This is a genomic window from Caulobacter sp. P1_D6 (assembly GCF_056406095.1).
Genome location: NZ_JBFUAW010000066.1, coordinates 1 through 14,296, shown reverse-complemented (window position 1 = coordinate 14,296; position 14,296 = coordinate 1). Strand labels below are relative to the sequence as shown.

Here is a 14,296-nt window from a genome sequence, read left to right as displayed (position 1 = left end):
TGGCCGCCCTCTATGTCGCCGGCGCGCCGATCGACTGGACCGCCGTCCATCGCCATCAGCCCCACGCCCGCCTCCACCTGCCGACCTATCCCTTCCAGCGCAAACCCTACTGGATGGCCCCGACACCCGCGGTGAATACGGGGGCGGCCTCCGTCACCGGACCAGCGCCCCTGGACCATCCGTTCCTGGGCGGACGACTGTCGTCTCCCTTGGATCAGGCGCAATTCGAGACCCAGTTCAATCTGGGCCGCCTGCCTATGGTCGGCGATCACCGCATCTTCGGCATGCCGTGGGTCAACTTCGCCACCTATCTGGAACTGGCCTTCGCCGGCGCCCGCGAGGCCTATGGCGCGGCCCCGGCGGCGGTGAAGAACGTGACGCTGCCCCGCGCCATGATCCTGCGCGAAGCCGAGTCCAAGCGCGTCCAACTGGTTCTGGAGCGATCACCCGAAGGGCGACGCTTCCAGGTGTTCGCGCACACGCCCGTCAAGACCGCCGACACGCCGTGGGTCGTCCATGGCCTAGGCGAGCTGGTGATGCCCGAAGACGAAGCCATCGCCTCTCCGGCCAGAGTGCGCCTCGACGCCGTGCGAACCCGCTGCGCGAACGCCGTGGCGCCGGCGGCTTTCTACGCGGCGATGGAGCAGCACGGCGTCACCCTGGGCCCGGCCTGCCGCTGGCTGGAGTCCGTGTGGCGCGGCGAAGGCGAGGCGCTGGGCGTGATCCGCCTGCCGCGCGAGGGCGAGCACGATCCCCGGGTGGTGCTGGACCTCGGCGCGATGGACGCGGCCTTCCAGGTGCTGGGCGCGCTGCTGCCGCCGGACGCGCCGCGCGACTTCGTGTTTTCCAGCCTCGAGCGGATCGACCACTTCGGCGCCGGGCCGCGCGGCCGCCTGTGGGTTCACGCGGTGCGAGCCGAGGATGGGCCGGAGCCTGACGCCCTGGTCGGCGACCTGACGATCTTCGACGACGAGGGCAGGGTGGTCGCCGCCGTCCAGCGGGCACGCCTGCAGCGCGTGCAGTTCGACGCCCCCGCAGCGGGCGAAACCGTGCCCGCGCCCGAGACCTCGGCCAACGCCCTGGCCGAACTGTTGCTGGCGCCGGATCCCGAGGCGCATCTGCGCGACTTCCTGAAAACCGAGCTCGCCGCCTGCCTTCGCGTTTCGGAAGACGAAATCGATATCGACGCCGAGCTGGCGCCGCAGATCGACTCCCTGATCGCCGCCGAACTCAACGCCCATGTCGAGCGCAGCCTGGGCGTCCGCCTGCCGGTCGCGGCGTTGTTCGACGGCAGCACGCTGCGGGACGTCACGACGCGCCTGCTGGCCGAGGTCAGCCCGTCGGAAGACCTGCTGACCGAGATGCTGGACGCGCTGGAAGGCCTCACCGACGACGAAGCCGAGACCCGGGTGGCGGAGGCCTCGCTATGAACGGTCCGGGCGTGCGCCTTGCGGAGATCTCGCCGGCCAAGCGGGCGCTGCTGATGCAGATGCTGCGCGCGCGTCGCGAGGCCGTCGCCGCGCCCGCGACCGGGATCATGACCGTCTCGGACATGCTGGCGGAAGCCGTGCTGCCCGCGGACATCGATCCGCAACGGGTCCGCCCCGCCGCCAAGCGGGTGTCGACGGTCCTGCTGACCGGCGCCACGGGGTTCATCGGCGCCTATCTGCTGGCGGCCCTGGTCGAGGCCGGAGTCGAGCGCGTGGTTTGCCTTGTCCGGGCCGCCAGCCCGGCCGAGGCGGAAACCCGCGTGGACGAGGCGCTGGCCGCCTACGATCTTCCGGCCCGCGATCAAGGAACCGCCGTCGTCGTCGGCGACCTGGCCAGCCCGCGGCTGGGGCTCGACGACCGGACGTTCGAGCATTTGGCCGACGAGGTCGACGCCATCGTCCATTGCGGCGCCCTGGTGAAGTGGACCTATCCCTATGCGGCGCTGCGGGCGGCCAATGTGGACGGCACGCTGGAACTGCTGCGCCTGGCCACGACCGATCGGCTCAAGCCGTTCCACCTGATCTCCACCGTCGGCGTGTTCTCGTCCGCCGGCCGTGACGGCGGCGCGGTGCTGGAAACCGAACCGCTGGAGAACAGCGGCGGCCTGGCGGTCGGCTATGCCCAGAGCAAGTGGGTGGCGGAGAAGCTGACCCACCTGGCCGCGGCGCGCGGCGTGCCGGTCGGCGTCTACCGCCCGAATACGCGCCCGGACAGCCGGACGGGGGCGTTCAACATCGCCGACTATCTGAGCCAGATGCTGCGGGGCTGCATCGGCCTGGGCCAAGCGCCCGCGCTCGACTTCTCGATCTCGGGCGCGCCCATCGACTATGTGGCGCGGGCGATCGTGCACGTCGCCCTCGAACGGTCGGCCGACGGCGGGGTGTTTCACCTGGTGGATCCGGTGGGCGTCGACTGGCGCCGGGTCATCGCGTGGACGGCGCGCGCAGGCTACCCGCTCGAAGCGGTCGATTTCGGCGACTGGAAGCGGCGCGTCGACGCCGTGCCGGGCGGCTTCGCGCTGGGACCGTTCTTCAGCGAAGGCAAGTTCGACCAGGTCGTCCTGCCGCGCTTCGACACGACGCGGCTCCAGCAGGCGCTGGCGGGGACGGGCATCGCCTGCCCGCCGCAGGACTACGAGCAATTCCATCTATCGTTGCAGCACTTCGCGCGGCGCGGGTTCCTGCCGCCGCCGAGGCTGACGCTGGATGAGCAAGACGTCGGTTGGGTCACGGCGGGTACGAAAAGTTCTGAACCCAGGGGCGTAACAAGCTAAGATAGTTTTCAAGTTCAACAGCAACCAAGGGATGTTGAAAATGGCTGAGCAAACCGAAACGGTCGACGACGAAGTCACCAAGCTGCGGGCCCGTGTAAAGCGGCTCGAAGCGGAGCGCGACCGGTTGAAGAAGACCGACAGCGACGACGATGTGGAACGCAGGGGCCGGCATGTCGCCGACTCCCTGAACGACGCGCGGCGGTCGAAGGGCGATACGGCGGTCCGGGTGGCGCGCGGCATGACGCTCGCCTCCTTCGAGTTCGTCCGCCTGTTCGCGGATTCGATCTCGGCCTTCAGCGAGGAAGTGATCGACCGCAACGAAAGCCGTTCGCGCGGCGGCCGTCGCAGCGTCACCTCGCTGGCCACCCGGCTTCCGGAAGATGTCGCCGACGGGTTCGCCAGCGCGCTGGACCGTTTCAGCGACATCCCGGCGCGGGCCGCCGACCGCTATTCGAAGACCTATCGCCAGGGCGACGCGAGTGATCGCCACGACGACAAGGACGACGACTAGCCACCAGACGACGGACGGGCGCGGCGGTCCTTGGCCTGCCGCGTCCAGCCCGCCTATCTCACGAGAGACAGCAGCCGCGTTCCCAGGAACTCGACCAGCGCCGTCATCTCGCTGTTCACGAAGAAATGGCCGCCGGGAAACTCGGCGTGCTCGAGGCCGGCGCGCGCATGATCGCGCCACGGCAGCAGGTCGGCCGCCGTCGCCGCGTCGTCCTCGCGCCCTCCCAGCACCCAGATCGGGCAGTCCAGGGCCGCGCCGTCGGCGCCGGCATAGGTTTCCAGCATCGTGATGTCGGCGCGCAGCACGCCCAGCACCATGGCCCTCAGGTCGGGATCGGCCAGCACCTCGACCGGGATCGCGCCTAGCCGCTCCAGCCGCGCCAGGAATGCGGCGTCGTCCAGTTGGTAGGTCTTCGGTCGGCCGGCGAGGCGGGCAGGGGCCGCGCAGCCGGCCAGGAACACGGCCAACGGAGCCTGACCGGCGCGCTGCCGCCGCAGCGCCAGTTCGAAGGCCAGGATCGCGCCCATGCTGTGACCGAAGATCGCCAGCGGTCGATCGCCCAGCAAGACGAGATCCGCCTCCAGGCCGGCGACCACGGCGCGAACATCCGTCGCCGGCGGCTCACGCATTCGTGTGCCGCGACCGGGTAGTTCGACGCTGACCAACTCGATCGACGAAGGAAGCAGGACCGGCCATCGCCGTTGCAGGAACGCGCCGCCTCCCGCGTGCGGCAGGCAGAGCAGCCGCGCCGCGACCGGCGTCTCCCGAGCGTATCGCCAAAGGGCGGCGCCCTGGCGGACGGGCGTACGCAACGGGGTCAGGGTCAGAACTCGGTCATGAACCGCAAGGCCGTCAGGCTGGGCATGAACAGATAGGCGGCGGCGCGGGTGCGCACGAACCGCGGCATGTGCGGGATGCGCTTGCGGTACGGTTCGGCCTGCAAGGTCATGTAGCCCGTCCCGTTGTTGTCGCCGACGAACGGGTCCTTGGTCGAGAACTCGGCGTTGAAGGTCGGGATGTTGAACCAGGTCTGCTGCACGAACTCGTACTGGCGCTGGATGTCGGCGTTCAGGACCACGAACTGCAGGCCGCGCTTCACGCCGTCGTCCTGGAGATCGACCGGGGCCCGCGGCCATTCGGTTTCCTCCGCGGTGATCAGCGGATCGCCGTACAGCATGGCGCGACGCAGCACGCGGTGCCGGCTGGAGGTGTTCATCGACGACTCCGGCGTGTCGTTGACACGGGAGTCACGGGGATTGGCGCGGCGGATGTGCGAGCCGACCGGGCAGCGGGTGCCATCGGGGTCCAGCGGCATGAAGCGAAAATCGTTCTCGTCGGAATACCGGACCGGATCGTTGTCAGGCGAGAGCGTGATCGGCGTCCCGCTGGGCCAGCGGCCCAGGTATTTCGAGCTGACCTTCAGCATCTCGGCCTGGTCGCCGTCGGCCGCTTGCTGGATCGATTGCCAGAACTTGGCGACGTCCTGTTCCAGCTTTCGGTAGACCACATAGGTGCCGTGCTTGCCGAAATCCCGACAGTCGGGGAGGGCGCCTTCGGGAAACCGGGGCAGGATGTGATGGCGGTCCTCCGAGACCGGCACGATCGGGCTGGTCGGGTAGAGCCCATAGGCGTTGAGATAGCCTAGGATGAACTCGCCGGTTTCGGCGGCGATCTGGCCGTCCGCCTTCTGGATGCCCACGCCGACGATGTTGGGCTGGGACAGGCCGTCGTGGAAGCCGAAGTGCTCCTTGGCCTCCTCGCGCCGATAGCCGTACTCGGTGGCGATGATCGAGACCGCCCCGTCGCTGGCGGCGATCAGCTCGTCGAGGACCTTCTCGAAGTCCTTCAGATGTTTCGGGCCGCGGCTCTGGACCATCAGCATGGCGTGGACCGGCGCGGTGTTGGGACCACCGAACTCCCAGAGCTCGGGCGCGCTCTCGCCGACATCGCCGGACACGTCGGCCCGGGCGGCCGCGCCCAGGGTGTAGGGCGGCAGGAAGCTCTCGAGCGTCTTGTGCGGCAGCTTCAGGGCCTGGAAGCCGGGATAGGTGAAGGCGATGTTGATCGATTGGGGCGGCTTGACCTTCTTGCCGTCGGGGCCGGTCGGCCAGAGCTCGCCCGAGCTGACGGACGGCAGCAACTGCGCCAGCCATTGCCGAGCGCCGACGGCGTCGTGGAATTGCAGGAACAGATAAGCCGAACGCTTCAGGTGGCTGTAGGCGCTGACCAGCGGCCCCTGAACGTCGGAGCGGTCGACTTCCATGGTTTGCATCGTACTGCGCTCCTTGTGGGGTTCGGGGCTCAGAGCGCCGTCAGCGTCTCGCGGACCTTGGCGCTCTCGAGCGCCAAGCCGGCCTGCAGCGTCTCGGCGAGGTTAGCGTTGCTGGTGCGGTCGCGGATCAAGTTCAGCACCGTCTCGTTGGGATAGGACTTGAACAGCAGCTGCGGCTCGTACTGGTGGTTCAGGATCCACCGCTGGAACGGCAGCACGTCGGCCATGCCGCCCTTCGGATAGCCGAAGGTGTTGTTGTAGACACCGTCCAGGGCCCAGATGATCTTGTCGATGAAGTCGCCCATGTAGTTCTGCCACGAGCCGTCGAACACGCTGAGGAAGATCAGGCGCTTGTCGTTGTCGATCAGCACCCAGCGGAACGAGTGCAGCGTGCCCACATCGGCGAACTGGCCGGGGGCCCAGCCGTACTTGCCGAGGAATTCGTTGACCCAGAACGCCAGGCGCACGCGCCAGTAGAGCCAGGGCTTGATGGTGGTGATCGTCACCATCTGGCCGTCGATGGCGGTCAGGGCCTGGGCCCGCGGCGTCAGCGGATTGTCCTCGAACGAGGTCACCTTCGAGTAGTTCTTGGTCTGGCCGATCTGGCTGATCGGCTTGACGATGGCCAGGGCCAGCGACATCCAGGCGTTGTGGAAATCGGCCCGCGTCCGCGTGATGAACGCCGAAAGGTTGGCCCGGAAGCCGGGAACACGCGGCAGGCGCGACAGGATGGTCATCACCGAGCGAAGGGTCGGCCCGCCGGCGTCCAGCAAGTTCTCGAGCTGCTCGCGGACCGCGATCTTGCTCTTGATCGACGCCACGGTCTCGTCGCGGAAGGCGATGTAGAAGGCCTGGGTGGGGAAGGCGGTCTTGCGGATGTAGTCGATGAAGCCGTCGCGGCCCGGATAGCCCTCGCAATGGTCCCAGATCTTATCCAGACCCGGGGTGATCGCCATCTGGTGTTCCAGGTAGTCGGTCAGGTCGCCGTCGAATTCTACGGCGAGCAGAAGTCTCGCGCCGGGCCCCACCTCATCCTCGACAATCACCCAGCGCGAACAATGGGTCAGCTTGTCGTTCTTCAGCTGCAGATACTTGTTGTCGTGCTGATGGGCGTTGATGTCTTCGAGGATTCCCCGCAGGGAGTCGACGTGGCCCGACTTGATCTTCACGTACACGGTCAGCGAGTTCATGTCCGTCCTCGGATTTCGACAAACACCTGTACGTCGCATGCACCCGTACGCCGCATGACGTTCAGCCCTGACCAAAAGCCTAACCTCGCCCCGGCTGACCTCAACTACAAATTGACGTGATAGTTCACACTCTGAAAAGTTGCATATTTTCCGGGCGCCGATCGAACCGATCTAGGCCTTCACGTAGGACCGGTGCAGCGCTCCGACAGGAAGCGCCGAGCGAGACTGGAAGGTCTTGGGCGCGCGCTTCTTGAAGAGGTTCAGGGCGGACTCGATGCCGGCGCTGATCACGACGTCGGCGATCGCGCCCAGCAGTATGTTGTCGATCGGGAAGCCCAGCTCCTTCAGCGCCGCTTTGACCACCTGGCTGGCATAGGCCTTCTTGTCGGGACCGCTGGCGGATCGCAGCCGCTCGGTCATCGCCACCACCTCGAAGAAAGCCTGCACCCCGGCGGTCATCTGTTCGCCGTGCTGGCCGATGAACACGAGCACGTCGGTGGCCGGCTTGATCAGCGTGCGCTTGTCGTGGATCAGGCCCGCGTCCTTGACCCGCTGCACCGCGGCCTTCACCTCGGGCGTCAACGGCTCGACATAGTGCAGCTTGGCGTAGATCCAGTTGAGCAGGCGGAAGAAGGGCTGCAGCGCGTCGAGCACCACGGCGCCGGCGGCGCGCAAGGCGCCGTTGAGCGACCAGTGGTCCGGCCGGCTGGAATCCCAAAGTCCGTAGGTGTCGACGCTGCAGACTAGCGCGTCGATCACCCAGTCGATGGTGATGTTGATGACCAGGGGGCTCAGATCGCGTGGAACGCCCGGCAATTGGAGATTGGAGTCGTTGTAGATCGCGTGCACCGCCGCCCGGACCTGGCCCTTCTTCCGCGAGCCGTTGCCGTTGGGGTAGCGCTGCTCGGCCGCCTGGACCAGAACCTCCATCAGCTCGATCCAGGCGACGACGCCGCGCTCGATGTCCGGTCCATGGTCGGCCAGGTTCTTCAGCGCCGCGCCCAGGCCCTCGGCGACCCCGCCGCTGGCGGCCTCGCGCAGCAGCTCGACCAGCTGGTGCACCTCGGCGTCGACGTTCCGCTGAGCTTCGCTGGGTTCGCGCCGCTTGATCCGCCCTATAGCGTTGAACACGAACTCCACGTTGCGCTCCCGGTCTAGAGTCGACGCCAGAGGACGGCGCAGGCGAGGTAGAGCCCGCCCAGCCCCGCGCCCAGCGGCCATTCCAGCGGCACGCCGAACACCACGGGCAGGTTGGGGATGGTCAGCAGCACGGCGACGCTGACCGCCAGAATGGCCGCCGTCCAAAGCCGCGCCCGGCGGTTCTGGGCTCGGACGACCCGGGCGGCGTCCGTGGATTCCACGCGCAGGCGCACGCTGCCGTCGGCGGCGTCGGCCAGGATCTGGGCCAGTTGCGCCGGCCCGTCCTGGGTCAGGGTCAGGGTGTTCAGCAGCACCTGCTGCAGCCGGTCGCGATCGAACAGCTGGTCGAACTTCTCGTCGCGCCGCAGTTCGGCGAAGAACCGGCCGCCCACGTCGCGCAGTCCATTGGGCAGGCCAAGCTCGCTGGCCAGGGTCTCCACAGTGACCAGCGCCCGGTAGAGCGACAGCACGTCGCTGGGGATCTGGTAGCCGTTGCGGCGCGCCACGCGCAGCACCCCGATCAGGGCGTTGGCGGTGCTGGAGGCGCCGCCGTGCTCCTGGCTTCCGGCCCGCATCTCGGCGTCGAAGTCGCGGCGCAGCCCTTCCACGTCGCTCTCCGGCCGGGCCACGAGGACCTCGGTCAGCGCCTTGAAGATGCGCGGCTGGTTGCCGGCGTAGATGGCGGAGACATAGCTCAGCTGGTTGGCCCGCACGGTCTCGTCCAGCTTGTCGCAAAGCCCGAAATCCACAAAGCCTACACGCCGATCCGGCAGAACCAGCAGGTTGCCCGGGTGCAGGTCGGCGTGGAAAAACCGATAGCGGAAAATCTGGATGAGGGTGGCGGTGACCAGCCTTTCGGCGAAGTCCCGCCGCTCGTCCGCGGTCAGCAGCGGGCCGCCGGCGCGCTCGGGCGCGACGCCGCGCAGTTCGGCCAGGACGCGGTTGACCCGGATCCCCTCGAGATACTCGTAGGTGATCACCCGGCTCGAACTCAGATGCAGGTAGGTGCGCGGGATCCTTTGCAGGGTGCTGCCGGCGGCCAGGGGCTGCAGCCTGCGGGCGTTGTCGAGCTCCCGCTCGAAGTCGATCTCCTGACGCAGCCATTCAGCCAACTCGTCGGCCAGTTCGCGCACCGAGATCGGCAAGGTTATGCCGAGCCGCTTGACCAGTTGCCCGACCAGCCGCATGCGCCGGATGTCGCGAGCCACGCGCCGCTCGATGCCCGGCCGCAGGATCTTGACCGCGACGACGGCGCCGTCATGCAGGCGGGCGCGGTGCACCTGGGCCAGCGAACCGGCCCCGATCGGCCGACGTTCGATGCTGTCGAACAGTTCCGAGACGGGCGCGCCCAGCTCCATCTCCACGATCCGCTCGGCTTCGCCCCACGGGAACGGTTCGCTTCGATCCACCAGGGTGAGAAGCTCGTCGCAATAGGCCTGGGGGAGGATGTCGGGCCGCAGCGCCAGATATTGCCCGATCTTGACGAAGGTGGGCCCCAGCCGAGTGAGCAGGGCGGCCAGCTGGCGCGCGACGTCGGCGGGCGCGAGTTTGGTCAGCTTGTTCATCGCAGCCGCCATGAAGTGAAGAGCGCCGTGACGGCGAAGGTCGCGACCAGGGCCAGGATCAGCGACAAGGGCAGGGCGGTCGCCTTGCCCAGCACCGCAGCCGACACCCCGGCGATCCCAAGCATGGCCCAACCGGAGGTTCGCCCGCCGCGGCGTTCGTCCCGGTCCGACCGGGCCGTCGTCGCCCGGATGGTCGGCGCTTCCCCCTTGGCGTTAAGGCCGTGGACCAGCGATCCGCCCAGATAGCGCAGGGACTCTTGCCAGGCCGGGTCCTTGACCATCGACCGGACCCGCTCGAAGGCGTCCGGCCGGGTCTTCTCGAAGAACGCCCGCAATTGGGCCAGCAGGTCGAACTCCGGGTCGATATGCCAGAGCGTGGCGTTCAGATTGTTGATGGCCCGCCAGAACAGCAGGTAGTTCAGGTCGTAGATCAGGCCGTTTCGCCGAGAAACGTCGATCATTTCGCCGGTGTAGCGCGCCAGGTGTCGGTCCTCGATCGGGCCGGAGGGATTGAGCAGGGCGGCATACCAGCGGGTCAGCACCTCGCGGCAGTCGTCGCGAAAGCGGTCCATGTCGGTCAGCTCGGTCTCGGTGACCTGCTGGCCATAGGCCCGCATGCTGGCCCCGATATTGCCGATCGCCAGGCTCTCGATCTGGGCGGTGATGATGGCGCGACGCGCGTCGGTCAGTTCGCCGAAGATGCCGAAATCCAGGAAGACCACGCGGTTCTCCGGCAGGAACAGGATGTTTCCGGGGTGCGGGTCGCCATGGAAGAAGCCGTCGACGAACAGCTGCGAGAGCGACGCCTCGGTGAAGTTGTGCAGCGCCGTCGGCAGGTCGAAGCCGGGCAGCTTCTCGGCCAGTTCCTCGGGCGTGCAGGTCTGGACCAGCTCGCGGATGTGCGTGGCGCTGATACCGGTCACGAAGTCCATGGTCAGGACGCGGGCGGTGGACAGCTCCCAATGGATCGCGGGGATGACCACGGCCGGACCGGCCTTGCGGGCCACGCGTTCGGCCGTCGCGCCCTCGGTGCGGAAATCCATCTCGCGCAGCGTCCACGCCTCGAACTGATCGACCATGCCGGTGGCCGACAGCCGGCCGAACACGCCGAGCGACTGGGCGAAGGCGGTCAGCTTGCGCAGGTTGCGGATGTCGGCCCGGAAGATCCGCATGATGCCGGCCCGCTGGACCTTCACGGCCACCCGCCGCCCATCGGGCAGACGCGCGTCGTGGACCTGGCCGATGGACGCCGCCGCGATCGGTTCGGCGCTGAAGGTCGGAAACAGGACCTCGACCGGCGCCCCCAGTTCGCGCTCGATGATCCCCTGAGCCACGCCCGAGGGCATCGGCCCGACGCTTTCGAACAGGTTGTTCAGCTCCAGGCAGACTTCCGCCGGAAGAATGTCAAAACGCAGCGCCAGAAACTGCCCAAGTTTCAAGTAGGTTAGGCCAAGTTCCTCAAGCGCCTTTCGAAACCGGACGGCGAAACTCAGCGTGCTCCAAGGCGCGAAGAAGCGGCCGAAGGGAAACAGCCGGTATTTGAAGATCTTCACCAGGACCAGCAGGCCGCGACGCACGTCGATGGACCAATCGCCGGACTGCGGTTCGGACCGCGCATCTCCCGCCGGAGCGGCCCTGCCGCGCTGGTCCATCGTGGTCTGATAAGACATCAGTCCCTCGGTCGCCTGTCGTGGGTCGCCTGTCGTGCGCCGGATGCCGCGCCTGAGCGGCGCGATTTGAGCGCCACACGCCCCAGTTGGATCATTGGGCGAAGCCCCGCCATGAGGGTACACTGCCCGCCATGGGGATGCACAACTTTTCCGCGTTGTCGGCGAACGCTATCGTTCTGCTGTATCTGCAGGCGCCGGAAGGGGCTTCGGCGGCGTGCGCGCGGGTCGAAGCCCAGCTTTCAGCCAGGGAGCAAGAGCGCGCGTCGGGCTTTCGCTTCCAAAGGGATCGAAACGCCTTCGTCGCCGCCCATGGGCTGCTCCGCTTCGCCTTGCGCCGGGTCACCGGACGCACGGACTGGTCGTTCGACGCGGGTCCAAACGGCAAGCCGGTTCTGGCGGCGGGGGAGGGCGGCGTCGTCCCGCACTTCAACATCACCCACACGCCGGGCTTGGCCGCCTGCGGCCTGACCCTCGCCGGTCCGATCGGCGTCGACGCGGAGCTTCGGGGCAGGGCGGTCGACGTCGCCGGCGTGGCAGAGCGGTGTTTCACGCCCGACGAACAAGCGCGTCTGCGGGCGGCCGGTTCGGAACGGAACCAGCGCTTCATCGAGCTCTGGACGCTGAAGGAAGCCGTCGCCAAGGCCCTGGGCCACGGCCTGGCCATGGACCTGCGGAGCTTATCGGTCACGACCGATCCTTGCGCCGTGCGTTTCGAAGGCCGGTCCGATCCGTCGTGGCGGCTTGGCCTGACGACCTTGCCGCGCCATTGCCTGGCCGTGGCGTGCAGGCCGGGAAACTGTGCGATTGCACGGTTCGATTGGCGAGAGATCTCGTGGGACGAGCTTCACGACTAGCGGTCGCGGATCCTCTCGGCGAGATCGTCGACGGGTTTCACGAAGGCGCGCTGCAGCTTGACGCCGAGCCCTTCCGGCGGCGGCGCCGGCAGGGCGGCCAGCCGGGGAAACAGCGCCAGGGCATGGCTGCGGTTGATTCCCGCCAAGACTTCAGGATCAAAAACCCGAAGATTTTCAAGTGCTTTCACCTGCATTCCAACAGCCCGCGCGGGCGCGAACGGATAGTCGCTGCCAAACAGGATGTGGCCGGGATCGACCAGCTCGCGCAGCGCGGCCATCACGGACGGCGAGGGCGACAGGGCGGTGTCGAAATAGAAGCCGCGGATATGATGCAGCATGCCCTTTGGAAGGGTCTTGGCCAGTTTGAGCTGATCATTGGCCAACGACAACCGCCAAGCGATGTACGGCAGGAAACCGCCGGCGTGGGCCAGGATCCAGCGGATGCGCGGATAGCGCTCCAGGGTTCCCGTGAGGATCAGGTTGGTCGCGGCCCGCGTGGTGTCGCACAGAAACTCCACCAGATAGCCCGGCGTGGCCAGGTCGAGCTCGGTGCTGGTCTTGTGGAGATTGGGATGGACGAACACCACGGCCGCGCGACGATTCAGCTCGGCCATCAGCTCGTCCAGGCGCGGATCGCCCAGGAACACGCCTTCGGTGCTGCCCAGCAATACCACGCCGTCGGCCTTGAGCACGTCCAGCGCGTGGACGGCCTCGGCGCAGGCCTGGGCCGTGAACGGCATGGGCAGCACGGCGAACCAGCCGAAACGGCCAGGATGATCCAGCGCCGTCTGAGCCGAGAATTCGTTGCTGGCGCGCGCCAGGTCGCAGGCTTCGGGCAAATCGCCGAAATAGACGCCCGGCGCCGACAGCGACGTGACGGCCGTCTCGACGCCGTAGAGGTCCATGGTGCGGATCGACGCGCGCACGGTCCAACGCGGCAGATCGGCTCCGCCGACCTTCGTCACGCCACGCCGGCTCATGGCCTTGGCCACGACCGGCGGAATGACATGGTGGTGAACGTCGATGCGGCGCGCTGGGATCACGGTATGAAGCTCCTGGCGATCGCGAACCTGGAAGCGCGCGCCACGACATCAACCGGCGGACAGCCAAAACGGTTCGCCGCCAACGCGACCAAACGGATATGCGGTCGCAGTGGGCACGCAATTTCTTCTGATAATATTACTTAGACGACACATCCTCGTAGCGAGCTGCTGGGCGTCAGTGACAGCTGCTCAAAGCGCTCATGCTGATGTCGTTGATGTTTCCGGCGCTTCCGGACCGAACGCGGTGATCGCCCAATCTGACCGAAAGCTTCGGAAGCTTGGGCGCTCTTCACGGACACAGGGCGAACGATCCGCCCCGCGACCGGAAAGAGCTGACTCAAGCAGAAGACCAATCGGTGGGCGGGCGATGGCCTCGTGGCGTCTTTGGGTCATAGCTTCACGGACTATCGCTCATGAACGACGCCCTCTTCGCTCACGGCTTCCTGACCGATGGCGATGTCGCCTATCTGATCGCCAGCAAGGCGGGCCTGGCTCGGTCCTCGCTGCACCGTTCGACCAAAATCTGTGACTTGCAACTTCCGTTGGAGGCCTATTACGCGGTGCTGGTCGCGATCGAGGATCATTTCGACATCAAGATTGACGACCTGGTCGGCGCCGACTGCGACACCCTCGGCGCGCTGATGGACCGCCTCAAGGATCGTGTTGCCGGTTCCCGGCGTCTTCGGCTCGCAAGACTGGCTCTGACGTATTTTTGGTGGTGATGGGGTCAATCCGCGCCGATGACGCGGGCCTGAGTTAGGTCCAGTTTTCCACGACCATACATCTGGCGTTTCACGAGCTTTAGCTTGGATTTTGTCCCTCGGTCTGGCCGTTGAACCAGGGTGAGGCGATCGCCTCGCGATGACTGCCGCCCTCTCCTTGACCACGCCGCTGGCGAAGGAGGTGACCAAACCTTGTCGGCCCGCTCCAACCATGGCCCAAGATCGGTCAGGGACTTCTTGCGGATCATGGTCTGGAACGCGACGACGACGTCCCGCGCCTTGAACGCTCAGCGCTCAGTCCAATAGCTTCTCCATCGGCAATCCGATCTTGATCGCCCGCGAAGGGTCACCCCGCCCCGGCCGCGTACGTTCGCGCTGTGGCTCAGCCCGACCAAGAAGCGGGCCATTACCGCCATGTCCTAGACCATGCTCGCCATCGGCCCGTCGGCGCGCCCGTCGACGAACTGGCGCACATAGGGATTGTCGGTCCGGTCCAGCTCGGCCGGCGCGCCGCGCCAGATGATCTTGCCGGCGTGGAGCATGGCGATCTCGTCGCCGATCGTGC

12 protein-coding genes and 2 pseudogenes are annotated in these 14,296 nt (G+C 67.1%); 5 read left to right on the top strand and 9 right to left on the bottom strand.

The window, feature by feature from the left end:
* The 3 genes from AC1DYP_RS24245 to AC1DYP_RS24235 all read left to right on the top strand — a co-directional run.
* On the top strand, positions 1-1,430 hold a 1,430-nt coding region (locus AC1DYP_RS24245; RefSeq protein ID WP_477048489.1), incomplete at its 5' end, for a polyketide synthase dehydratase domain-containing protein.
* Positions 1,427-2,764 (top strand): thioester reductase domain-containing protein, encoded by a 1,338-nt coding sequence (locus AC1DYP_RS24240; protein WP_477048488.1) that lies wholly within the window; start codon positions 1,427-1,429, stop codon positions 2,762-2,764. The genes AC1DYP_RS24245 and AC1DYP_RS24240, both read left to right, overlap by 4 nt.
* Before the next feature lie 40 nt (positions 2,765-2,804).
* Positions 2,805-3,275 (top strand): hypothetical protein, encoded by a 471-nt coding sequence (locus AC1DYP_RS24235; protein WP_477036349.1) that lies wholly within the window; start codon positions 2,805-2,807, stop codon positions 3,273-3,275.
* 53 nt (positions 3,276-3,328) lie between these two features.
* Here AC1DYP_RS24235 and AC1DYP_RS24230 read toward each other — a convergent pair whose 3' ends face one another.
* The 6 genes from AC1DYP_RS24230 to AC1DYP_RS24205 all read right to left on the bottom strand — a co-directional run bounded on the left by AC1DYP_RS24230 (position 3,329) and on the right by AC1DYP_RS24205 (position 11,112).
* Entirely contained in the window at positions 3,329-4,087 is a 759-nt protein-coding gene (locus AC1DYP_RS24230) for a thioesterase II family protein (RefSeq protein WP_477048487.1), read from the bottom strand.
* A gap of 11 nt (positions 4,088-4,098) precedes the next feature.
* On the bottom strand, positions 4,099-5,547 hold the full coding sequence (locus AC1DYP_RS24225) for a Dyp-type peroxidase (RefSeq protein ID WP_477048486.1): 1,449 nt from the start codon (positions 5,545-5,547) through the stop codon (positions 4,099-4,101).
* Between the two features lie 29 nt (positions 5,548-5,576).
* Positions 5,577-6,737, bottom strand: coding sequence for a hypothetical protein (locus AC1DYP_RS24220; protein WP_477048485.1), 1,161 nt, complete (start codon positions 6,735-6,737; stop codon positions 5,577-5,579).
* A 171-nt stretch (positions 6,738-6,908) separates the two neighbouring features.
* Entirely contained in the window at positions 6,909-7,877 is a 969-nt protein-coding gene (locus AC1DYP_RS24215; RefSeq protein ID WP_477048484.1) for a hypothetical protein, read from the bottom strand.
* Positions 7,878-7,891: 14 nt separating this feature from the next.
* On the bottom strand, positions 7,892-9,442 hold the full coding sequence (locus AC1DYP_RS24210; RefSeq protein ID WP_477048483.1) for an ABC1 kinase family protein: 1,551 nt from the start codon (positions 9,440-9,442) through the stop codon (positions 7,892-7,894).
* A complete protein-coding gene (locus AC1DYP_RS24205) occupies positions 9,439-11,112 on the bottom strand; it encodes an ABC1 kinase family protein (RefSeq protein WP_477048482.1) in 1,674 nt (557 codons plus the stop codon). Before AC1DYP_RS24205 ends, AC1DYP_RS24210 begins: the two co-directional genes overlap by 4 nt.
* Before the next feature lie 131 nt (positions 11,113-11,243).
* Between AC1DYP_RS24205 and AC1DYP_RS24200 the strand changes: the two genes are divergently transcribed.
* Entirely contained in the window at positions 11,244-11,966 is a 723-nt protein-coding gene (locus AC1DYP_RS24200) for a 4'-phosphopantetheinyl transferase family protein (RefSeq protein ID WP_477048481.1), read from the top strand.
* Here AC1DYP_RS24200 and AC1DYP_RS24195 read toward each other — a convergent pair.
* Entirely contained in the window at positions 11,963-13,009 is a 1,047-nt protein-coding gene (locus tag AC1DYP_RS24195) for an amidohydrolase family protein (protein ID WP_477048480.1), read from the bottom strand. The genes AC1DYP_RS24200 and AC1DYP_RS24195 overlap by 4 nt on opposite strands.
* A gap of 413 nt (positions 13,010-13,422) precedes the next feature.
* On the opposite strand from AC1DYP_RS24195, the gene AC1DYP_RS24190 reads away from it, so the two are divergent.
* Positions 13,423-13,731, top strand: a complete 309-nt coding sequence (locus tag AC1DYP_RS24190; RefSeq protein WP_477048479.1) for a hypothetical protein — start codon at positions 13,423-13,425, stop codon at positions 13,729-13,731.
* Between the two features lie 5 nt (positions 13,732-13,736).
* Here the strand turns inward: AC1DYP_RS24190 and AC1DYP_RS24185 are convergent.
* Positions 13,737-14,012: pseudogene (locus tag AC1DYP_RS24185) on the bottom strand (ISL3 family transposase); the annotation flags it as partial.
* A gap of 138 nt (positions 14,013-14,150) precedes the next feature.
* Positions 14,151-14,296 (bottom strand): annotated as a pseudogene (locus AC1DYP_RS24180) (ABC transporter ATP-binding protein); the annotation flags it as partial.

Excerpts from the sequence above, each read along its gene's own strand:
- AC1DYP_RS24240 (WP_477048488.1), top strand. The coding sequence starts at position 1,427 with ATGAACGGTCCGGGCGTGCGCCTTGCGGAGATCTCGCCGGCCAAGCGG.
- AC1DYP_RS24235 (WP_477036349.1), top strand. The coding sequence starts at position 2,805 with ATGGCTGAGCAAACCGAAACGGTCGACGACGAAGTCACCAAGCTGCGG.
- AC1DYP_RS24225 (WP_477048486.1), bottom strand. The coding sequence starts at position 5,547 with ATGCAAACCATGGAAGTCGACCGCTCCGACGTTCAGGGGCCGCTGGTC.
- AC1DYP_RS24220 (WP_477048485.1), bottom strand. The coding sequence starts at position 6,737 with ATGAACTCGCTGACCGTGTACGTGAAGATCAAGTCGGGCCACGTCGAC.
- AC1DYP_RS24210 (WP_477048483.1), bottom strand. The coding sequence starts at position 9,442 with ATGAACAAGCTGACCAAACTCGCGCCCGCCGACGTCGCGCGCCAGCTG.
- AC1DYP_RS24205 (WP_477048482.1), bottom strand. The coding sequence starts at position 11,112 with ATGTCTTATCAGACCACGATGGACCAGCGCGGCAGGGCCGCTCCGGCG.
- AC1DYP_RS24200 (WP_477048481.1), top strand. The coding sequence starts at position 11,244 with ATGGGGATGCACAACTTTTCCGCGTTGTCGGCGAACGCTATCGTTCTG.
- AC1DYP_RS24190 (WP_477048479.1), top strand. The coding sequence starts at position 13,423 with ATGAACGACGCCCTCTTCGCTCACGGCTTCCTGACCGATGGCGATGTC.